Origin of the sequence: Acinetobacter sp. MB5 (assembly GCF_003261585.1) — a bacterium.
In the GTDB taxonomy this organism is placed as follows: domain Bacteria; phylum Pseudomonadota; class Gammaproteobacteria; order Pseudomonadales; family Moraxellaceae; genus Acinetobacter.
Genome location: NZ_POVU01000022.1, coordinates 1 through 22,505, shown reverse-complemented (window position 1 = coordinate 22,505; position 22,505 = coordinate 1). Strand labels below are relative to the sequence as shown.

20 protein-coding genes are annotated in these 22,505 nt (G+C 39.2%); 14 read left to right on the top strand and 6 right to left on the bottom strand.

What is annotated here, in order from left to right:
* Positions 1-145 precede the first annotated feature (145 nt).
* Together map and C1A47_RS15735 are read left to right on the top strand one after the other, a co-directional pair.
* Entirely contained in the window at positions 146-970 is an 825-nt protein-coding gene (map, locus tag C1A47_RS15740) for a type I methionyl aminopeptidase (protein WP_111895974.1), read from the top strand.
* Between the two features lie 278 nt (positions 971-1,248).
* Entirely contained in the window at positions 1,249-1,554 is a 306-nt protein-coding gene (locus C1A47_RS15735; protein WP_111895973.1) for a hypothetical protein, read from the top strand.
* 146 nt (positions 1,555-1,700) lie between these two features.
* Here the strand turns inward: C1A47_RS15735 and C1A47_RS15730 are convergent, their stop codons facing one another.
* Positions 1,701-3,305, bottom strand: coding sequence for an isocitrate lyase (locus C1A47_RS15730; protein WP_111895972.1), 1,605 nt, complete (start codon positions 3,303-3,305; stop codon positions 1,701-1,703).
* A gap of 524 nt (positions 3,306-3,829) precedes the next feature.
* Here C1A47_RS15730 and C1A47_RS15725 point away from each other — a divergent pair.
* Together C1A47_RS15725 and C1A47_RS15720 are read left to right on the top strand one after the other, a co-directional pair.
* The gene (locus C1A47_RS15725; protein ID WP_111895991.1) at positions 3,830-4,819 is read left to right on the top strand and encodes a LysR family transcriptional regulator; all 990 of its coding nucleotides are present in this window, start codon (positions 3,830-3,832) and stop codon (positions 4,817-4,819) included.
* A gap of 119 nt (positions 4,820-4,938) precedes the next feature.
* A complete protein-coding gene (locus tag C1A47_RS15720) occupies positions 4,939-6,264 on the top strand; it encodes a hemolysin family protein (protein ID WP_111895971.1) in 1,326 nt (441 codons plus the stop codon).
* Positions 6,265-6,293: 29 nt separating this feature from the next.
* Here the strand turns inward: C1A47_RS15720 and C1A47_RS15715 are convergent, their stop codons facing one another.
* Positions 6,294-6,770, bottom strand: a complete 477-nt coding sequence (locus C1A47_RS15715) for a hypothetical protein (protein ID WP_111895970.1) — start codon at positions 6,768-6,770, stop codon at positions 6,294-6,296.
* A gap of 307 nt (positions 6,771-7,077) precedes the next feature.
* Here C1A47_RS15715 and C1A47_RS15710 point away from each other — a divergent pair, with 307 nt between their 5' ends.
* Positions 7,078-8,412: a CitMHS family transporter gene (locus C1A47_RS15710; protein WP_111895969.1), complete on the top strand. Its 1,335-nt coding sequence runs from the start codon at positions 7,078-7,080 to the stop codon at positions 8,410-8,412.
* 56 nt (positions 8,413-8,468) lie between these two features.
* On the opposite strand, the gene lysS is transcribed toward C1A47_RS15710, so the two are convergent.
* Positions 8,469-9,998, bottom strand: a complete 1,530-nt coding sequence (gene lysS / locus C1A47_RS15705; protein WP_111895968.1) for a lysine--tRNA ligase — start codon at positions 9,996-9,998, stop codon at positions 8,469-8,471.
* A 262-nt stretch (positions 9,999-10,260) separates the two neighbouring features.
* Between lysS and C1A47_RS15700 the strand changes: the two genes are divergently transcribed.
* Complete coding sequence (locus tag C1A47_RS15700) at positions 10,261-10,773, top strand: YqiA/YcfP family alpha/beta fold hydrolase (protein ID WP_205669602.1); 513 nt, start codon at positions 10,261-10,263, stop codon at positions 10,771-10,773.
* A 41-nt stretch (positions 10,774-10,814) separates the two neighbouring features.
* On the opposite strand, the gene C1A47_RS15695 is transcribed toward C1A47_RS15700, so the two are convergent.
* Positions 10,815-11,366 (bottom strand): adenine phosphoribosyltransferase, encoded by a 552-nt coding sequence (locus C1A47_RS15695; protein ID WP_111895966.1) that lies wholly within the window; start codon positions 11,364-11,366, stop codon positions 10,815-10,817.
* 404 nt (positions 11,367-11,770) lie between these two features.
* On the opposite strand from C1A47_RS15695, the gene rubA reads away from it, so the two are divergent.
* From rubA to C1A47_RS15655, 8 genes are all read left to right on the top strand, one after another.
* The gene (gene rubA / locus C1A47_RS15690) at positions 11,771-11,935 is read left to right on the top strand and encodes a rubredoxin RubA (protein ID WP_111895965.1); all 165 of its coding nucleotides are present in this window, start codon (positions 11,771-11,773) and stop codon (positions 11,933-11,935) included.
* Between the two features lie 60 nt (positions 11,936-11,995).
* A complete protein-coding gene (locus tag C1A47_RS15685; protein ID WP_111895964.1) occupies positions 11,996-13,171 on the top strand; it encodes an NAD(P)/FAD-dependent oxidoreductase in 1,176 nt (391 codons plus the stop codon).
* A 22-nt stretch (positions 13,172-13,193) separates the two neighbouring features.
* Positions 13,194-14,132, top strand: a complete 939-nt coding sequence (locus tag C1A47_RS15680) for an alpha/beta fold hydrolase (protein ID WP_111895963.1) — start codon at positions 13,194-13,196, stop codon at positions 14,130-14,132.
* A gap of 15 nt (positions 14,133-14,147) precedes the next feature.
* A complete protein-coding gene (gene oxyR, locus C1A47_RS15675; protein ID WP_111895962.1) occupies positions 14,148-15,050 on the top strand; it encodes a LysR family transcriptional regulator OxyR in 903 nt (300 codons plus the stop codon).
* Positions 15,051-15,288: 238 nt separating this feature from the next.
* On the top strand, positions 15,289-16,083 hold the full coding sequence (locus tag C1A47_RS15670) for a ChbG/HpnK family deacetylase (RefSeq protein ID WP_111895961.1): 795 nt from the start codon (positions 15,289-15,291) through the stop codon (positions 16,081-16,083).
* Positions 16,080-17,051, top strand: coding sequence for a glycosyltransferase family 2 protein (locus tag C1A47_RS15665; protein WP_111895960.1), 972 nt, complete (start codon positions 16,080-16,082; stop codon positions 17,049-17,051). The genes C1A47_RS15670 and C1A47_RS15665 overlap by 4 nt, the downstream gene beginning before the upstream one ends.
* Positions 17,051-17,434, top strand: a complete 384-nt coding sequence (locus tag C1A47_RS15660; RefSeq protein WP_111895959.1) for a GtrA family protein — start codon at positions 17,051-17,053, stop codon at positions 17,432-17,434. Before C1A47_RS15665 ends, C1A47_RS15660 begins: the two co-directional genes overlap by 1 nt.
* A gap of 9 nt (positions 17,435-17,443) precedes the next feature.
* A complete protein-coding gene (locus C1A47_RS15655; RefSeq protein WP_111895958.1) occupies positions 17,444-19,081 on the top strand; it encodes a glycosyltransferase family 39 protein in 1,638 nt (545 codons plus the stop codon).
* Between the two features lie 54 nt (positions 19,082-19,135).
* On the opposite strand, the gene gyrA is transcribed toward C1A47_RS15655, so the two are convergent.
* Together gyrA and C1A47_RS15645 are read right to left on the bottom strand one after the other, a co-directional pair.
* Positions 19,136-21,850 carry a DNA gyrase subunit A gene (gyrA, locus tag C1A47_RS15650; RefSeq protein ID WP_111895957.1) on the bottom strand — a complete coding sequence of 905 codons (2,715 nt, stop codon included), beginning with the start codon at positions 21,848-21,850 and terminating at the stop codon, positions 19,136-19,138.
* 390 nt (positions 21,851-22,240) lie between these two features.
* The coding region (locus tag C1A47_RS15645) for an FAD-binding protein (protein WP_205669601.1) at positions 22,241-22,505 on the bottom strand (265 nt) is incomplete at its 5' end.

The window sequence follows — 22,505 nt, the reverse complement described above, 5'->3', positions numbered from 1 at the left end:
ATGTGTCGACATATGTGCGGATTTTTAAAACCACATTTTAACTAAGCTTTGATGAATGATAAATTTATTCACGAAAAGCATTTGATAAAATGGGTGCATATTTATACCATAGTCACACACAAATTACCAAAAGTTTTTAAGCCTTATGAACAGTACTTACGAAGCTCCACGCCGCCTGATCAAAACACCAGATGAAATTGAAAAAATGCGTGTAGCGGGGCGTTTGGCGGCAGAAGTATTGGATATGATCAAGCCGCATATCCAACCTGGAGTAAGCACCCTTGAGTTAGACACAATCTGTCACGATTACATTGTAAATGTTCAAAATGCGATTCCAGCACCACTAGGGTACGGAGCTGCACCAGGTCGTCCTGCCTTTCAACATGCCACTTGTACATCAGTTAACCATGTCGTATGTCATGGCATTCCTTCAGCCGATAAAATCCTTAAAAAAGGCGATATTCTGAATATCGACGTAACCGTGATTAAAGATGGGTATCATGGTGATACCAACATGATGTACATCGTGGGTGGTGAAACCTCTATTTTAGCGAACCGCTTATGTAATGTTGCACAAGAAGCAATGTATCGCGGGATTTCTGCTGTAAAACCTGGTGCTTACATTGGTGATATTGGCGCCGTCATTCAAAAATATGTTGAATCAGAACGTCTTAGCGTTGTTCGTGAATATTGTGGTCATGGCATTGGTACAGTTTTCCATGATGAACCTCAAGTTCTACACTATGGCACTCCAAACACAGGAATGCGTTTAGAAGCAGGCATGACCTTTACCATTGAGCCAATGGTAAATGCTGGTGTTTGGCAAACCAAGACTTTAGGTGACAAATGGACTGTGGTAACCAAAGACCATAAGTTATCTGCTCAATATGAACACACCATTTTAGTAACACCAACAGGTGCTGAAATTTTAACAGCTCGTCCTGAAGAAGATTTATCGCGTTTTAATTAAGCATAATTTTTCATGAGCACAAAAGAATCATTTTGTCTTTTGTGCTCATCAATTAAAAAAAGCATCAAGATACAAGTCTAAAAATATAAAATTTCTTAAAAACAAGAACCCGTTCTCACTTTACTTTATAATTAGATCATTATTTAACAATATGAATTTTCTAAATAACTTTTTGTTACTTTCTTTAGACAAAAAAATATCCATTTAACAAATATGTCACCTAAACCGATTATAAAATTGTGCTTAAAATATTGCAGCCATAAAATTACCTTGCAATCATGAAACTCTTATTCATTCCTTTACTCGCCTGCTGTCTATCTGCATGTTTATTCACCACTTCTAATGAAGTCAAACGTTCTGAGCTTATTTTAACTCATTTCAATTGTCATAATTATGAAGATGGTATTAGCCCTATTAATAGTTTTCATGAACAAATTTTAGCTGTAACTAAACAAAAATCAGCCGATTATATTCAGCATTATAAAGACGGTGATAAATTATTTAATGTTCCATTAGATGAAGTTGTGGATCAGCAATATCAACTTTATAAAGATGCCTGCCAGTCTATCGGTGGAGTATTATAAGTTTTATTATATTTTTCAACCTAGTTTATTAACATCAACGATTATCAAAACAAGAGATTAAATTACACTAATAGAAGATTTTAAATATCAAATTTCTCTTAAAATAAAAAACCCTGCATTTGCAGGGTTTTTTTCAATTCTACAACTTAGTGAGCTGCGAACTGGTTCATTGTATTTTTAGCATCATCGTGTGCTTTAAGAGCGTTGTCACCAGAGAAGATTTCTTTGTGATCATCACCGATATCTGAACCTGCCATTGCTTGGTGTTTCACACAAGCGATACCGCCACGGATTTCTTTACGTTGTACGCCAGCAACATAAGCCAACATACCTTCAGAACCGAAGTAACCTTGAGCAAGCTCGTGAGTAGAAAGCGCAGCTGTATGGTAAGTCGGAAGTGTGATCAAGTGATGGAACACACCCGCTTCACGAGAAGCATCTGCTTGGAATGTACGAACTTTTTCATCAGCATCAGCAGCCAATTCAGTTGCATCGTACTCAGCGCTCATTAATTTAGCGCGGTCGTAAGCAGAAACATCTTTACCTTCAGCAACCCAACGGTCGTAAGCTTGTTGACGGAAGTTTAACGTCCAGTTGAAAGATGGAGAGTTGTTGTAAACAAGTTTCGCGTTTGGCACAACTTCTTTCACACGGTTGACCATGTGAGCGATTTCTTCAACGTTTGGAGTCGCAGTTTCGATCCAAAGAAGGTCAGCGCCATTTTGCAAGCTAGTTACACAGTCAAGTACAACACGGTCAATTTGCGTATCTTCACGGAATTGGTACAAACCAGAAGCCAAACGTTTAGGACGGTGCAATTTACCATTACGCTTGATCAAGATTTCATCTTCTTGAGCATCAGCAATGTCAATTTCAACTGTATCTAAGTAGCTAATGTATTGAGAAGCGATGTCGCCTGGCTCTTTCACTACTGGGATTTTTTGAGTTAAGTCAGCACCTTCAGAGTCAGTACGTGCAACAATTACGCCCTCATCAAGACCCATTTCTAAGAATGCGTAACGTAACGCATGGATTTTAGCGATAAAGTCTTCATGTGGAACAGTTACTTTACCAGCTTGGTGACCACATTGTTTTGCATCAGATACTTGGTTTTCAATTTGAAGCGCACAAGCACCAGCTTCGATCATTTTCTTAGCAAGTAAGTAAGTTGCTTCTTCATTACCGAAACCAGCGTCGATATCCGCAATAATTGGCACAACATGAGTTTCAAAGTTGTCGATTTGAGCAGTGATTTCAGCAGCTTTAGCAGTATCACCAGCATCTTGCGCTTTCTTAAGTGCGCGGAACAAATCGTTTAATTCTTTCGCATCTGCTTGACGTAAGAATGTGTAGATTTCTTCGATCAATGCAGGTACAGAAGTTTTTTCGTGCATAGATTGGTCAGGAAGCGGACCAAACTCAGAACGAAGCGCTGCAACCATCCAACCAGAAAGGTAGATATAGCGTTTGCTTGTTGTACCGAAGTATTTTTTGTTCGCAATCATTTTTTGTTGTGCAATGAAACCATGCCAGCAACCTAATGATTGAGTGTATTTGCTGCTGTCAGCATCATATTCAGCCATATCACGACGCATAATCGCAGCTGTATATTTTGCAATATCCAAACCGGTTTTGAAACGGTTTTGCAGTTGCATGCGTGCTGCATCTTCTGGGCTAATATCTGCCCAAGTGTTACCGAATTTTGCTTTCAATTCACGGATTGCATCAATCGCTGTTTGGTATGTAGTCATGACTGGTTCCTTGTAATTTTAGGATTCTCATAACGCATCGTGATCAAATTCCCTTTTACTGGATTGTTTGGTTTTTGATCATTTCCGCTTGATGAACACAGATTAGAACGTAAAAAAAATTAAATCCAATATTCACGACTAATCCCCATTATTTATTTAAAAAATACATAGATCAAAGTCGTATTATAATAATGATGATAGGTTTCAAATCAATGAAATTAAATGATTTTTAATTTAATCAATTTTTTAAAAATGATTAAAATTAGATCATTTTTATTCATTCGACTAAAGTATGGTAGGTTTAACACAGACATTCAACCTTCGTATTAAAGCTTTTTGTTGCTGTTTTTTTCAACAAAAATATCTTCTTGCACAATCGATAAATTTGATTCAAAAAAAGACAAAAGAAAATTTTCTAAAAACACCAAAGATTCAGCGTTTTTTCGGATAATTTCACACAAAGGCTTCCGCTTATGGCATAATTTGCAACTAATTTCATGCTGTTATATTCGGTATTTTTTTCTATGAATTTGGAGCGGGTTGACCTTAATCTATTAATCTATCTTGACGTATTATTACGCGAGAAGAATGTAACTCGTGCTGCGGAGCAATTGGGGGTTACCCAGCCTGCTATGAGTAATATTCTACGTAGATTAAGAACTTTATTTAATGATCCGTTGCTCATTCGCTCATCTGAAGGCATGACCCCTACAGAGCGCGCTCTAGAGCTACAACCCCGTATTCGAGATGTTCTTTCTGATCTTTCAATGATCTTAGAGCCACGTACCGAATTTCGCCCATATACCAGCAATCGTGTCTTCCGCATCATGACATCTGACTATGCTGAGGCTACCTTAGTCCCTCGTTTAGTCAAAGCATTGCGTTCTGAAGCACCAAATGTCGTTCTTGACTTCCTCACTCCTAGTGACGTGTCTTACCGAGATATGGAACAAGGTAAAGTTGATTTAGCGATTAACCGCTTCAATGAAATCCCTCAAAGCTTCCACCAAGTTCTCGTTTGGCGTGATAGCTTTTCTTGCTTAGTCAACCCGAAACACCCAAATGCCAACAACCTCAATCTAAAGAACTATCTTGATGCCCATCACATTTGGGTTTCAAAAACTGGTATGGGAATTGGCTTTGGTGTAAATCCAGACAAACAGGCTGGTTTAGGCTGGATTGATCAAGCTTTAGAGCGTATCGGTCAAAAACGTAAGATTTCTGTCTTTACGCGTCACTATCAAATGCCTGCTTTGCTCGCTAGAAATGTTGACCTTATCGCAACATTACCAAGTCGTATCGCACGCTTACAAGCAAAAAGTCAGGAACTAATCATTAAAGACCCTCCATTTTATATTCCTGAAATTGAATTAAAAATGGCTTGGTGTCCTTTACTTCATCATCATCCTGCACATCGTTGGTTACGCCAACTTATTCTTTATGTAGCTCGACAAATGATTGAAGAAGAAAATCGTGAATTTCTTATGAATAACTCACAATTCTCTCAGTATTAATTCTCGACTACAAAATATTCAACGATTTATTATGACAGGTGATATGATTTAGTATCACCTCTTTTATTTTTGTGATAAAAAATATTTGATAATGAATAATCTATAATGACAGGTGTACCGTGAGTCTGTTCCAGAACATCATCATCATCATCGTCTTAATTACTGGCGCAGGTTTTCTCGCTCTTACTGAAATCGCTCTTGCTGGTGCACGTAAAGTCAAATTAAAAATATTGGCTGAGTCTGGTGAAGAACGTGCCCAAAAAGTGTTAGATCTACAAGAAAACTCCGCTGATTTCTTTGCTGCATCGCAAATTGGTTTAAATGCGATTGCCATCTTAGGAGGTATTTTAGGTGAAGGTGCTTTTCGACCGTATTTCTTTAATTTAGTTGCACGCTTCTACACTGGACAATGGGCAGAAACCATTAGCTTTGCACTGTCCTTCACTCTTGTAACCTCTTTATTTATTTTATTTGCCGATCTCATGCCAAAACGCTTGGCGATGATTGCACCTGAAAAAATTTCAATCTCAGTAATTGAACCTATTCAAATCTTCATCAAAGTTTGCAAGCCTTTAGCTTGGATTATCAATGCCATTGCAAATCTGTTATTTCGCCTGTTCAAAGTCAATACAACACGTGAAGACAATATCACCTTTGATGATATTTCAGCCGTGATGGATGCAGGTGCTCAGGCGGGCGTTTTGCAAAAACAAGAACATCACTTTATTGAAAACGTATTTGAACTTGAAGAACGTAATGTTCCTTCAAGTATGACTACTCGTGAAAATGTCGTGTTCTTCACACTGAACGAATCGGAACATAGTATTCGCCAGAAACTGGCCGAGTATCCATTTTCCAAATTCCTTGTGTGTAATGAAACAATTGACCAAGTGATTGGTTATGTCGATGCCAAAGATATTTTGGTCCGCATTCTCAATAATCAATCCATTAATCAGCTCAATGAATCGACAATTCGTACCGTACTCACCATTCCCGATACGCTCACATTATCTGAGTTGCTTGATCGTTTTCGTGCAAGCAAAGAAAAATTTGCAGCCGTAATTAATGAATATGCGCTTGTTGTTGGTGTCATTACCCTCTCGGATATCATGATTACCGTGATGGGCGACTGGGTGACTCCGATTGAAGAAGAGCAGCAAATCATTAAACGCGACAACAATTCATGGTTAATTGATGGCAGTACACCCATTGAAGATATGAAACATGCGCTTGGCATAGATAGCATGCCTGATGAAGAACATTACGAAACTCTTGCTGGGTTTATGATGTACCAACTTCGTAAAATTCCACGCCCAGCAGACAGTGTAGAATATGAGGGTTTTAAATTTGAAGTGGTCGATGTCGATCATTTCAAAATCGACCAACTCCTCGTTACACGCATTTTGGAAAAATCTGACCAGATTATCCAGTCAGAAGAATCTTAAAAAAATCGCCTCATTTGAGGCGATTTTTCTTAATGATGCAAAGCAATCAACTGATCCAACACCATGCCATAGTGCAACTGAATATCTTCAACTAAAATTTTATAGGTATTATCAAACTGCACCATTGGAAAACCTTCTTTCCAAAATGGGAAAGTATTGTCTAAATCATGCGTGACAATTGCATCTTCATACACAATACTTTGTGCAATCCAAGACAGAACTTGTGCTGTTTCCGCACCATCAATCGCTGCATAATCAATATCATGCTGTTTAAAAACTCGGATACGATCTTTTTTATAGCGTACTTTTTTTGCTTGTCCTGCATTTAAACCAAATGCCAACATGACTGCCTGCACCAGATGCTCTTCAAATGCCTGATTTAAATCAAGCAAAGCTTGTTTATAGCTTTCTTGGCGCTGTGCTTTGTTACTACGCTGCAGGCTTTGATTTGCTGTTTTTGTCAGATCAACCTGTTTTAAGGCAATCAGTTGTTGCTCAAGACTCATTTTATCTTTCCCAAAAATAAGCCGTAAATTATACGTCGCATTGAAGCAACAAGCATCATGTATTTCTTTATCTATAATCGATCCAAAAAAACCCACGTCATCACAAAACCATTTATCTTCATCAATTAGTTAATTTTTTCTAAAAAAAATGTGACGTACTTAAAATTTATTTTTCTAATTTATTAAATTTAAACAATTGTATTTAATCAATATATAAGATATTTTCACAATTCATAATTTTTAAATTTATCTTAAAGATAAAATTTAAACATCAAGAACAACTAAAAAACAAGCCAAGGATTGACGTATGCTCACATTTCTAGGAATAAGCATGATTGCATGCTTTATGTATTTTATTATGTCCAAACGGCTCAGTGCACTGATTGCATTGATCTTAATTCCGCTTCTTTTTGCAACAATTGCTTCAATTCTTGGTCAGCATATCGAAGGTTTAAGCCATATTCACCTAGACAGCCTAGGCGAGATGACGCTCGATGGAATTAAAAAACTTGCACCAACAGGTGTCATGCTGCTATTTGCTATCATGTATTTTGCACTCATGATTGATGCAGGTTTATTCGACCCATCTGTAAAGTGGATTTTACGCAAAGTAAAAGGAGATCCACTCAAAATTACACTTGGAACAGTATTTCTTACCTTAACAGTATCACTCGATGGTGACGGATCAACCACGTACATGATTTGTGTTGCTGCCATGCTACCATTATTCAAACGACTAGGCATGAACCCATTAATTATGACCTGTCTCATGTTACTCAGCAGCGGTGTCATGAATCTTACGCCTTGGGGTGGCCCTACTGCACGTGCAGCCAGTGCACTACAAGTAGATCCAAGTGAAATTTTTGTTCCAATGATTGTTCCAATGATTATCACAATTGGATGGTTATTTTTCCTTGCCTATTTATACGGTAGCTATGAGCGTCGTCGCTTAGGTGTAATTGAATTAGATATTAGTCATGGCGACAATATTTCTGTATCAAAAGATCCAGAAGCCCAACGCCCTCATCTACGCTGGTTTAATGCCATATTAACCATTATTCTGATGGCAAGCCTAATTAAGGGCTTTTTGCCTATGCCAGTACTATTTATGATGGCATTCTGCATCGCCATGCTTGTGAACTATCCAGAATTACACTTACAAAAAAAGCGCATTGCTTTACATGCTGATAGTGCACTTGCTGTAGTGGGTTTGATTTTTGCTGCAGGTATTTTTACAGGCATTTTATCGGGCACAGGGATGGTAGATGCAATGTCTAAAGAATTTGTTGCGATTATTCCACATAGTTTAGGGCCATTTTCCGCGCCAATTACTGCAATCATGAGCATGCCATTGACTTTCTTTATGTCAAATGATGCATTTTATTATGGAATGTTACCCATCTTAGCAGAAGCTGCTAATCATTATGGCATATCTTCTGTTGAAATGGCTCGTGCATCAATTATTGGCCAACCTGTACATTTACTATCACCGCTCGTTCCATCCACTTATTTATTATGTGGTTTAGCAGGCATTGAGTTTGCCGATCACCAACGCTTTACCTTAAAATGGGCCGTCTTAACCAGTTTCGTTCTCATGGGCAGTGCGCTAGTTTTGGGTATGTTTCCACTTTTTGCAGCATAACCCTAGCATATGACAAAAAAATACCCCTGAATTCAGGGGTATTTTAAAATTATCACTTAAGCATCTTTACGGCGCATGTGTGGGAATAACAATACATCGCGGATACTTGATGCATTTGCAAATAACATCACTAAACGGTCAATACCAATCCCCTCACCCGCTGTTGGTGGCAACCCGTATTCCAAGGCTTCAATAAAGTCTGCATCATAATGCATTGCTTCATCATCACCCGCATCTTTTTCTGCAACCTGTGCTTGGAAACGTTCCGCTTGGTCAATCGGGTCATTTAACTCACTGAAACCATTTGCCAACTCACGACCACCAATGAAGAATTCAAAACGGTCAGTAATGTGTGGGTTGTGGTCATTACGGCGTGCCAACGGAGAAGTTTCTGCTGGATATTCAGTAATAAATGTTGGTTGACGCAATTGAGTTTCAACCGTTTCTTCAAAGACGATGGTTTGTAATTTACCCAAACCAAAACCAGGTTTCACTTGTTCTTTGAGTTCTTCACGAACAAAGTTTGCCAAGAATTCACGATCATTGACATTGTCTGGCGTAAAGCTTGGGTTATGTTCAAGAATCGCATCGAACATTGAGATTTTCTTGAATGGGCCTTTGAAGCTATAAACTTCTTCACCATATGGCACATCCGTTGAACCTAAAATATCAATCGCTAGTTTTTCTAGCATATTTTCAGTCAACTGCATCAAATCTTTATAGTCAGCATAGGCTTGGTAGAATTCAATCATCGTGAATTCTGGATTATGGCGAGTCGACACCCCTTCATTACGGAAGTTACGGTTAATCTCGAACACACGTTCAAAACCACCCACAACAAGACGTTTCAAATAAAGCTCAGGTGCGATACGAAGATACAAGTCCATATCCAAAGCATTGTGATGTGTCACAAATGGACGCGCAGAAGCACCACCTGGAATCACGTGCATCATTGGCGTTTCAACTTCCATAAAACGTTGAGCTGCCAAGTAGTTACGGATACCCGCAACCACTTGCGCACGGATTTCAAAAGTTTTACGTGTTTCTTCGTTCACGATCAAATCAAGATAACGCTTACGGTATTTTGCTTCTGTATCACTTAGACCGTGGAATTTATCTGGAAGTGGACGTAAAGACTTAGTCAATAATTCAAAAGCTTCAAGATGGACATACAAATCACCTTTACCAGAACGACCTATGTAACCACTTGCCGCAACAATATCACCCAAATCCAAAGCTTTAATGCTTGCCAATGTTTCAGCTGGTAAACCTTTACGATCTACATAAAGCTGAATACGACCTGTCATGTCTTGTAATACGATGAAAGAACCACGGTTCAACATCACACGACCAGCAACTTTTACATAAACGTGTTCACCTGCTTCGATTGCAGCTTTGTCTAAATCTTTAAACTGCTCTTGCAAATCACCTGCGTAGTGTTCTCGTTTGAACGTATTTGGCCAAGGGCTTGTACCCGCCTCTTTGGCACTTTCCTGAATTTGCTTTAACTTGGCATGACGCTGTGCAATTAAATCGTTTTCGGAAATAATGGGTTCAGAAGTCGATTGAGCGTTTTGTTGCGTCATCTCTGCCTCGAAAAAGTAGTTAAAAAATGAAGTCACATAGCATAGCAGAATTCATGCTTCTTTCGAAAGAATTCTCAAAAAACAGCTTAAAAAATCATCCAAGTTATGCAACTTTAGTCTAAAACAAAATCTTTTTAGACCATTTGCTAGATCACATAAAGCCAGAAGCCACGTAAAATATAACCGAAACCGCGAACATTTTAAGATCAAATGCATGTTTCTAACTGACTTGTCTGCATTACCTTGTGATGAAACCCACTCAATGAAGATGAATAACTCTAAAATTCTATTTTTACATGGATTAGATTCATCGAAGGAATCTAATAAATTCCATACAATTCAATCAAAACAAAAGTTTTGTATTGACGTGGACTATCGCAACTTAAGTTTTAAAACCGTTGAAACACTTTATCAAAATATTATCGAAAAAATTAAACCCGACTTACTGGTTGGACACGGCGTGGGTGGCTACTGGACACTAAGAATGTCTTACCAGTTTCGCTTACCTGCAATCGTAGCCAATCCGAATCTGTCCCCACAATTTCGAGATGACTACCCAGCAATCGAAGAAAAATATCTAGATCACGATATTCCTCAACTTGCCTATTTAGAACTGGGTGATGAAATGCTAGATATGTATCAAACTCAACACATTTTGGAGCGCTTCATGTTGGTACACACATATGCAGGTGGTTACCATCGTCTAGAATGCCCTGAGAACATCAATACACTGGTGCAGCAGTTCGAAAAAAACTTCAACCCATCTCACAAATAAAAAATGCCGATCTAAAATCGGCATTTTTTCAATTTTTTAGCTTAAGCAACAGCTTCTTCTTGCTGCTGCGGTTTCTCACTTTCACGAACCACAGACCAAACATCAAAACCAATTTCTTTATGCAATGTATCTAAATCTAAAAGAATGGTCGCACCCAAAACATTCAGTTGGCATTTTTTCGCCAAAGTTTGAACTGCTTTTAAAGTACCACCAGTCGCTAAAATATCATCCACTAAAATGACATTTTGATTTGGTGCTACATCTGCCGACATTTCAAGTTTATCTAGACCGTATTCTAAGCTATAACCCACACCTACAACTGGAGGTGGCAATTTACCCGCTTTACGAACCAAGATTAAACCTTTGTTCAAACGCTGTGCCAAGAAGCTTGCCAGAACAAAACCACGTGCTTCAACCGCCACAAAACTATCAACCGCTTCAATTTTATCGGCAGGAATACTAGCAACTAAAGCATCTGACAATGCTGCGATTTGATTCACCAACAATGGTGTCAAATCATAAAAACAGATCCCAGCTTTAGGGAAGTTTGGAACAGTGCGGATATTAGACCAAAAAGTTTGAGCGAAGTTCATGGCAGGAGAATTTTAAGCAATCTATTTGCGCTAATTTTAACCAAATAAATCTAAAAAAACTATAATTTTCTATTTTTAAACTCAAAATCAATAACAATTTAAACATAAGTAATTGATTTATATTTGATTAAATTTTTATTAAAAATACAAGCCGAAAATATTATAAAGATTCTTTTTTTTATTTCATTACAACCTTAGTCTATGTCATTAAAAACATAGTCTTCATTTTCTTACTTTTTCTATTTTTTAACATCAAATCCTCATAGATATTCTTTACTTTAGACAGCAACAAAGTAAAAAAATTTTAAGAATAACCTGTAAACTACTGTTATTAGATTCAACCCAATAACATAATATTGCTGACAGGCATTTTATTATTACCCATCAGCATCTTGGAGATACTCATGAAAAAATATCAATGCATCGTTTGTGGATGGATTTACGACGAGGCAGCAGGTTGGCCAGACGACGGTATTGCACCTGGCACAAAATGGGAAGATGTCCCTGAAGACTGGACATGCCCAGACTGCGGAGTATCAAAAGCAGATTTTGAAATGATTGAAGTATAAAAAGCTCAAGGCCATGTTCAGCATGGTCTTTTACTGAATAAAGAAATTTTGGAGAATATTATGCAGCCTATCGTCATTGTCGGTTCAGGTATGGCAGGTTACACCCTTGCCCGTGAATACCGAAAACTCAATAAAGAACAAGAACTGATTATGATCTGTGCTGATGATGCAGCAAGCTATGCCAAGCCGACATTATCAAATGCTTTGACTGGTAATAAACAGCCTGCGCAAATCGCACTTGCAGATGCAACCAAAATGGCTGAGCAACTCAACATGCGTATCGAAACGCATGCATGGGTCAATCATATTGATCCTGAACAACATAAGATCAGTTACGTACAAAATCAGCAAACATTTGAACTTAACTATAGCAAACTCATTTTAGCTGTAGGCGCTAACCCAATTCGTCTAGCGATTGCAGGCGACGGTGCAGATGATCTTCACTTCGTTAACTCGCTAACAGATTACAAATTATTCCGCGAACAGCTTGATCAGAAACAAGATAAACGCATCGCAATTTTAGGTGCAGGTTTAATTGGCTGTGAATTTGCCAATGACTTACAACATACAGGCTATCAAGCAACCGTGATTGATTTAGCCCCTCAACCTCTCGGACGTTTGTTACCACAATACGTTGCAGAAGAATTCCAAAAGAAATTACATGATAGTGGAATTAAATTTGTACTGGGTACAACCGTTGAAAAGATTAGTAAAGTCGAACAGCATTATGTTGTAACACTGGAAAATGGCCATAGCCTTGTCGCAGATTTAGTGCTTTGTGCAGTTGGTTTACAACCGAACATTGATCTGGCTAAACACGCTGGAATTGAGACTAGCCGCGGCATTCTCACCAATAGTCTAATGGAAACCAATCTGCCTGATATTTATGCTGTTGGAGACTGTGCTGAAGTTAATGGGCTTTTATTGCCATATGTCATGCCAATTATGCAACAAGCACGCGCCATGGCAAAAACCTTAGCAGGTCAACATACGCATGTTCACTACCCAGCGATGCCTGTTGCTGTTAAAACACCAGCAGCGCCACTCACTGTACTTCCTGTACCGCAAAATGTAGAAGTAAACTGGGAAACTGAACATTTTGAAGATGGTATGTTGTCTAAAGCCGTTGATAGTGAAGGAACAATTCGAGGTTTTGTACTTCTTGGTGCAACTGCAGCAAAACAGCGCCTAACCTTAACCAAACTTGTTCCAGACCTCATTCCACCACAAGCCTAATCACATTTTATGGATGCTCACCATGAACAACGACATTGTGTTTAGCCCATCACCATATAGCAAATATATGCGTGAAACCAAAGTTGATCTCGGCAATGGTATACAATTACAGGTGGAAATGGGGGGGAACCCTGAGCATCCATGTATTCTGCTGATTATGGGTTTAGGTGGACAATTGATTCTTTGGCCAGATTTTTTTTGTAAATCACTTATTGATCAGGGTTTCTGTGTTATTCGTTTTGACAATCGTGATATTGGACTATCGAGTAAAGTTTCTTCAGATCCACAAAATACCCATCATCTGCTCAGCATGATGGCGCGCTTTAGTGTGGGGCTAAAAAATCATGGCGCACCCTATACCTTAGAAGATATGGCTGATGATGTTGCATTATTACTCGAAAAATTAGAGATTAAACAGTGCTGTCTTCTCGGTGCTTCTATGGGCGGAATGATTGCTCAGATTGTTGCTGCTAAATATCCAGAAAAAGTAACTAAACTCGGACTATTATTTACCAGTAATAATCAACCTCTGCTTCCAGCACCTGGCGTCAAGCAATTAAAAATGATGATCAGCAAACGCCCTCTACAAGAGGATGAGATTATTCGACAAAGTGTTCAGCTCCATCAACTTATTGGTTCACCCAATTATATTAATGTAGAAGAAATTCGATTGTTTGCCCGTAAAGCTTATCATCGAAACTACTATCCCAATGGTGTACTACATCAGTTAGTCGCAATTTTATGTACAGGCTCACTCTTGAGTTGGGATCAAAAAATTCAGCAACCCACCCTTGTCGTACACGGTTCTAGCGACCGCTTGCTTCCTCCAAAGCATGGACGGGTTGTTGCAAAAGCAATTAAGTCAGCAAAATTTGAATTAATTGCAGGAATGGGGCATGATATTCCACCACATTTTATCCCTCAATTGAGTGGTTTATTTGCACATCACTTTAAATCTTAAAAGTATCAGGACACTATGGCTGCATTACCCTCTTTAAGACAGCTTTCTTATTTAGTAACTCTGTCTGAAACATTGCATTTTACCGAGGCAGCACGTCGCTCTTTTGTGACTCAGTCGACCCTGTCTGGCGGTATCATGGAACTAGAACGCTTACTTGGTGGTGTTTTGGTTGAACGCGATCGCCAAAATGTACGTTTAACACCTTTAGGAGAACAAGTTGTTGCGCGAGCCCGTGTCCTGCTCGCCGATGCTCAAGACCTTATGCGTTTAAGTCGCGAGATGAGTGAACCACTGACTGGTGATCTGCATTTAGGGATTATTCCGACGATTGCACCTTTTATTTTGACGCCCCTGCTCAATGAAGTGCATCATTATTTACCTAAAATTCAACTTCATCTACATGAAGCGCAAAGTGAAAAGATTGTTGAAAAACTCGAACATGGCAATCTAGACATGATTGTTCTGGCACTTCCTTTTGATACTCGTGGACTCAAAGTGGTGGAAATTGCCAAAGAAAACCTTGTTTTAGTACATCACAAAGCCGATCAGCAATGTCTACGTGCAACTAACCTCGATGATCTTGATTTGTCTCGTTTAATGTTGCTTGAAGAAGGTCATTGCTTACGTGATCATGTATTAAGCGCCTGCCCAGTTGGGGAACGTAAGAATGATCACCGCCTAAAAGCAAGTTCTCTTCCTACCTTGGTTGAAATGGTGTCATCTAACTTAGGCTATACGCTACTGCCTGAAACAGCATTACAGCGCCAAATGTTACAGTGTCATAGCGACCTTCAAGTAAAACATATTGAAAATGCACCTGTACGCACAATTGCATTGGTTACGCGCAAGAGCACACCTTTACACAATGAATTCAATGTACTGGTCGATATCTTAAAAAAAATTGTTCAAGGTCAATAATTTAAAAATATAACCTGCCTATTTCCATTCTAAGGCATGTGTGCTTTAGGATGGACGACCTTTCAAATATTTCTCACGTAATACCTTTGTCATAATTTTGTTATATAACATTATGATACACTTTCCCGCCTAAACACTTAAGTTGCACTTAAGGCATACTCAGCATATTGAGTCTATCTATTTTTTGTATTTTTGTAGATGCTAAATATAATTTACATCATGCAAGTGAGCGTCTGAAATGATACGTGTCTGTTATTGTGCCGATGACTTTGCATTACATCCAAGTATCTCTTCGGCAATTATTGACCTTATTGCTCAGCAGCGACTACATGCAACATCTTGTATGACTCAATCTCCTGACTGGTCTCATGCGGCTCAGCAGCTAAAACCATATGCTGCTCAAGCTGACCTAGGGTTACATCTCAACTTTACCCATGTATTTAGTGCCGATACTTATGCATTTCCACTCAATACGCTCATGGTTAAAGCTTGGTCACGTCAGCTTTCATCCGAAAAAATTTATGATAGCCTTGCCGAACAATGGCAAACTTTCACGAATGCATTAGGAAAAGTGCCTGACTTTGTCGATGGACACCAACATGTACATCAGTTTCCTGTCATTCGTGAAGTACTGATTCAGTTTTTAAAAGAACAGAATTTTAAAGGCTGGATCAGAAATCTAAGTCACACTCTTGTCGTATCGCCTTATCAGTTTAAGACACATATGCTCATGCAATTAGGTTCAAAATCACTCAAACAGTTATGTTTAAAAAATAATTTTAAACAAAATGAAGTTTTTGCAGGGATTTATGATTTTCAGCAAATTGATTATGCTGCTTTGAACCAAAAATGGCTGCATCAAGCACAAGACAATCTACTGATTATGTGTCATCCTGCACAGTATGTGATCAAGGATAATGATCCGATTAAAACGGCTCGGCTACAAGAATACCAATATCTAGCATCAGAACAGTTCATACATGACTGTCAAGCCAACCAGATAACTCTCACACGTATAGGAGTAAGCGCATGAGAACAAATCCTATTTTGTCCTGTGTCATTCCTGCTTACAATGAAGCTGAAAACTTGCCTAAATTCATTCCTGCTTTGGCAGCTAAACTAGATCAGCAACATCTTGCTGGCTATGAAATCATCGTGATTGATGATGGAAGTAAGGATAATACTCTAGACGTTTTATACAGCATGGTTGAGCAGTACCCACTACGTGTATTAGAGCTTTCGCGTAACTTTGGAAAAGAAGCTGCGCTCAGTGCAGGTTTAGATCACGTCACAGGTGATATTGCATTACTGATTGATGCCGATTTCCAACATCCGATTGATGAAATTCCAACCATGTTGAATTTATGGCGCAATGGTTATGACATGGTTTATGGCATCCGCAACCGTACCACTGAGTCTTGGCTAAAGCGTATTTTCACACATACTTATTATAAATTGTTGAGTTTTAGTGCTTCGGTTGAAATCCCTGAAAATGCCGGGGATTTTCGTCTAATTGATACCAAAGTTGTTCATGCAATCCAAAATTTGCCTGAAAAAAACCGCTATATGAAAGGCTTGTATGCTTGGGTAGGTTTTAAAAGCATTGGATTGCAGTTTTCAGAGCAAGAGCGCCAACATGGTACTTCAAGCTTTAACTTCAAGTCCTTATTTAATCTTGCATTGTCAGGATTGACTGGATTTTCAGATTTACCACTTCGCATGTGTATTTACTTGGGTGCATTGCTCGCATTGATTGCAATGGCATACGGTTGCTGGATTATTGGCGAAACACTCATTGAAGGTAGTAGTGTTCCTGGTTGGGCAACACTTGCTGCTGGCATGACCTTACTGGGCGGTATTCAACTCCTGTTTATTGGTATTCTTGGAGAATATATTGGACGAATTTATACCGAAGTAAAAAATCGTCCAAAATATATTGTTGCAGCTGAGTACTCCAAAACAAAAACTCCTGCTCCAATAACAGAAATAAAGACACCATAATGCTTGTTCACGTTCTTACATTTGCACGCTTTGGCATTATCGGTGTTCTTGCAGCACTTACCCATTACACCATTGTCATTTTGCTATTTGAGCAAGGACATGTGGCTTTGGCTTATGCCAACTTAATTGCTTTTTGTCTGGCCTTTTGGGTGAGCTACTTTGGACATCGGCATTTTACTTTTCAGGCTCAAGCGCTTTCTCATCGACAAACTTTACCCAAGTTTTTCCTTGTTGCAACTTTAGGTTTTGTATTTAACGAAAGTTTATTACTTATTTCACATCAATACTTAAACATTTCACTCTCAATCCTAGTGGTTTTCGCTATTTTTATGACTGCGATTTTCACTTTTGTATTGAACCGATTTTTTGCATTCCAGCATTGAGGCTATGCTATGCAACCATTAAATAGATCATCCAAATTATTATTAATACTGCTACCAATTTGGCTTTTTATCACTGCAATTATTCGTCCAATGTCTGTTCCAGATGAAGGACGTTATGGCGATATTAGCCGTGCAATGTTTGAAACAGGTGATTGGCTCACCCCTCGCATTAATGGTTTCCCATTTATGCACAAACCTCCGCTTTTACATTGGATCAGTTCAGGTCTCATGGAAATTTTTGGAGTCCATTTGTGGGTATTACGCTTAGTACCCGTGCTTGCTGCCACCCTGATGCTGACCAGTATTTTTTTCTTTGTCCGCAAATATATCAACGAGCAGGTTGCTCAGCTCAGTGTATTTATTTTAGCAACGAGTTTGTTATTTTTTGGCAGCAGTCAATACATTAACCATGATTTACTGGTTGCAGCATGGATGACATTGACTGTGTTCTGCTTTGCCGATTACACGTTGTCAGGTAAAAAATCTATTTTATTTCTGGGCTACGTCGCATGTGCGGGTGGCTTTTTAAGTAAAGGGCTAATTGGTGTACTGGTTCCAGGTATGGTGATTTTACCTTGGGTACTTTACTGTAAAGAATGGAGAAAAATTCCTTCTCTGTTAAATCCACTGGGTATTTTACTGTTTATCATTTTGGTGGGGCCTTGGCTGTACCTTGCTCAGCAGCACTATCCAAACTTCCTGCACTATTTCTTTATTGAACAGCAGTTTGACCGTTTTAGTTCAACAGGATTCAACAACAAACAACCTTGGTTTTATTATATTGTCATCTTGCTATTCAGTGCTTTGCCTTGGCTCATGGTTACAGGCTTAACAGGAATCAAACAACATATTCGTAGCGTAGTCCCTTCGCCAATTTTTGCTTTACTGCTTTGGTGGTTGGTGTCTGTCACTGTGTTTTTCTCTATTCCACCATCAAAACTGGCAGGTTATATTTTGCCTGCGATTGCACCATTGACCATCTTGATCACGGCATGGGTACAGCAAGCACTTCATCAACCTAAAAATAAACTACAGTTGTTTGGAACACCCATTTTCATCTCTTTAATCGGGATTGCAATCTTGGTTGCTCCACATGTTATTAAAAGCAATCATGCCTTTTACCAACAACATATCGGTTTTATTTCGATTATTGGTGCAATTTTACTCATCAGCCCTTGGATTTTATTTGCTGCTTTCAAAACTCAAAAAATCTCATTTTTACAAGGTATTGCCGTCAGTTTATTGATTTTATGTTCAAGCATTCCATTTGCTGTGCGTATGTTTGACACTAAAACCAATAATGGTCAAATCCAATTCCAGCAATATTTACATGGTAAAACCCAACTCGTGTTCTACCATTACTATTTCTACGATCTACCATTCTTGCTCGATCTTAAGTCGCCAATTTACTTGGTCAATAACTGGGATAACATTGGTGGAGACAATTCTTCAGTAGAAATTAAAGATGGTTTGTTATTCGAGCCACAGTTAAAGCGCTATTTATGGAGTGATGCTGCACTACAACAAGCACTACAAAATAAGCAACCTCTGATTGTGATTAGTCGCCCACACGATTTCAAACCTACAGATCCTCACGTCAAAGTTCTACATCAGCGTAATTATGATGTATTTCTATTTAATCAATAAATTCAACCCATAAAAAAAGGAAGCCAAGGCTTCCTTTTTTATTTTGAATGCATCTTATTCTTCTGAACCTGGAGCATCGGTTTCAACTGTAGTTTCAGTAGATTCAATGATGTCATTTGTATCATCTGCTTCAACAAACTCATCATCTTCAACAGCATCAATCGCTTCAACACCAACCAAAGTTTCCGCCTCATCTAAACGAATCAAACGTACACCTTGTGCATTTCGTCCAGTGGTTGCAACTTCAGACGCACGAGTACGCACCAAAGTACCGCCATCAGAAATCAACATCAGCTCTTTGGTTTCATCAATCGCAACTGCACCGATCAACTCACCATTACGCTCTGAAGTTTTAATCGCGATAACACCCTTACCACCACGTTTTTTGGTCGGGAAATCATCGACTGGAGTACGCTTACCATAACCATTGGCACATGCGCACAACACTTCACCTGTTGCAGGCACAACGACTAATGACACGATACGGCTGACAACACCTGAATCTGAAGATTCATCACTATCATCATTTTCATCATTTTCATTTTCAGCATCTTCGCTATCGAGTGCATTGGCAGCCAAGGCAACACGCATACCACGTACACCTTTTGCTGTACGTCCCATCGCACGCACATCACTTTCTGCAAAACGAATCGCTTTACCTTCATTTGAGAACAGCATGATTTGCTGATTACCATCGGTAATCGCCACGCCGATCAAGGTATCTTCATCATTCAACTCAATTGCACGTAAACCATTTGAACGAACATTACTAAATTGTTCCAGTTCAACACGTTTCACTGTGCCTGATGCTGTCGCCATAAACACATAATGGTTTTCTGGGAACTCGGTTAATGGAAGAATCGCGGTAATCGTTTCATTCGCATCGAGTGGTAATAGGTTGACCATTGGACGACCTTTTGCACCACGTGACGCTTGCGGAACTTCAAATACTTTCAAGCGATAGACTTTACCAACGTTCGTAAAGCACAGTACTGTCGCATGGTTCGATGCCACAATCAGATGTTGGATATAGTCATCTTCTTTCATCGAAGTTGCTGACTTACCACGACCACCACGGCGCTGAGCCGCATAGTCAGACAATGGTTGAGTCTTGGCATAACCTGTCTTAGAAACGGTTAAGACCACTTGTTCTTCTGGAATCAAATCTTCACGGCAGAAATCAACGCGTGATTCAACAATATCAGTACGACGTGCATCACCATATTGTTGCAGGATCAGCGCCAGTTCTTCTTTAATCACGCTCATCAACAAGTTAAAGTCATTGAGGATGGCTGTAAGCTCTGCAATTTGCCCCAAGATTTCACTGTACTCGGCATGCAGTTTGTCTTGTTCCAAACCTGTCAAACGGTGCAAACGTAATTCTAGAATTGCACTCACTTGGGTTGGTGATAGACGATAAACTTGACCGTCTAAACCAAATGGACGATTTGGATCTTCACCTTCAATTTCGTCTGGACGAACTGAAATTGCGCCAGCTTTTTCAAGTAGTTCAACCACACCACCCGCAGCCCACTCACCTGCTTGCAAACGCTCACGTGCTTCTGCTGGATTCGCTGAAGTTTTAATGGTCTCGATAATGGCATCAATATTTGCCAATGCAACCGTTAAACCTTCCAAGATGTGACCGCGTTCACGTGCTTTACGCAATTCGAACATGGTACGGCGAGTCACAACTTCCTGACGGTGACGAATAAACGCTGCAATAATATCTTTCAGGTTCATTAATTTTGGTTGACCATTGTCTAGGCAAACCATGTTAATGCTGAACGAGTTTTCAAGCTGTGTATTCAAGAACAGGTTATTGACCACAACTTCCGCATTTTCGCCACGCTTCAAATCGATCGCAATACGCATACCATCTTTGTCAGATTCGTCACGTAATTCTGAAATACCTTCAAGTTTCTTTTCTTTGACCAACTCAGCAATACGTTCAATGACTTTTGCTTTGTTGACCTGATATGGAATTTCAGTAAAGACGATGGTAATACGACCCGTTTTCTCATCTTCTTCAAAATGGTACTTACCACGAATATGCAAACGACCTTTACCTGTACGGTAAGCATCCACAATGCCTGATTTACCGTAGATAATGCCGCCTGTTGGGAAATCTGGACCGCTAATATGATCCATCAAACCTTCAATTGAAATATTTGGATTGTCTGCATAAGCAAGGCAGGCATGAATCACTTCGGTCAGGTTATGTGGCGCCATGTTGGTCGCCATACCGACTGCAATACCAGCCGCACCATTAATCAACAGATTTGGAACACGGGTTGGTAAAACTTGAGGAATACGCTCAGAGCCGTCGTAGTTGTCTTCCCAATCGACCGTATCTTTCTCAAGGTCTGCCAGAAGTTCATGAGCAAGTTTGGTCATACGTACTTCGGTATAACGCATTGCAGCTGCGCTATCCCCATCGATTGAACCAAAGTTACCTTGGCCATCGACCAGTTGGTAACGCAAGCTGAAATCCTGGGCCATACGTACGATAGTTTCATACACCGCAGAGTCACCATGTGGGTGATACTTACCGATGACGTCACCAACTACACGAGCAGACTTTTTATAGGCTTTGTTATAATCATTGCCTAACTCATGCATTGCATAAAGCACGCGACGATGAACAGGTTTTAGACCGTCTCTTACGTCTGGCAATGCACGAGAGACAATCACGCTCATCGCATAATCAAGATACGAGTGCTTGAGTTCATCCTCAATGGCAATCGGTCGGATTTCCGATACGCTCATGCATACTCCTTATTATTCGACTATTTAAACTCGATAAACAGCCAGAAATTTTGAAAAAATTCAGACAAAATTAGTGAGAAAATTTATCACTAAAACTGAAAAACATAACGCAATATTTTAGCATATTCACCCTCGCTTTGTTGCTTTACCAGTAAATAGAATCGCATTTCTCACACAAAATCGTTGCTTTTTTACTCATACTTTTCAGCATTTTTCTATTACAGATTCTTTTATCAATTTCCTCTAATTTGGAATGTTTTTTCTGATCTGAATTGGTGTTTTTTTCTTATTAAATTTATATTTTTCTATCGAAAAACAACTAACACAAATACAACTTTTGGGCATAAAAAAACGCCCATTTGGGCGTTTTTTAGACTGCATTCGAAAAAATTACAGCTTAGATACTAATTCTGGCACAACTTCGTTCAAGTCACCCACTAACCAGTAGTCAGCAACTCCGTTGATTGGTGCTTCTTCATCTTTGTTGATCGCAACGATCACTTTAGAATCTTTCATACCTGCCAAGTGCTGAATCGCACCTGAAATACCCACAGCAATGTACAAGTCAGGTGCAACAATCTTACCTGTTTGACCCACTTGCATGTCGTTTGGTACAAAGCCTGCATCAACGGCTGCGCGTGATGCACCTTGTGCT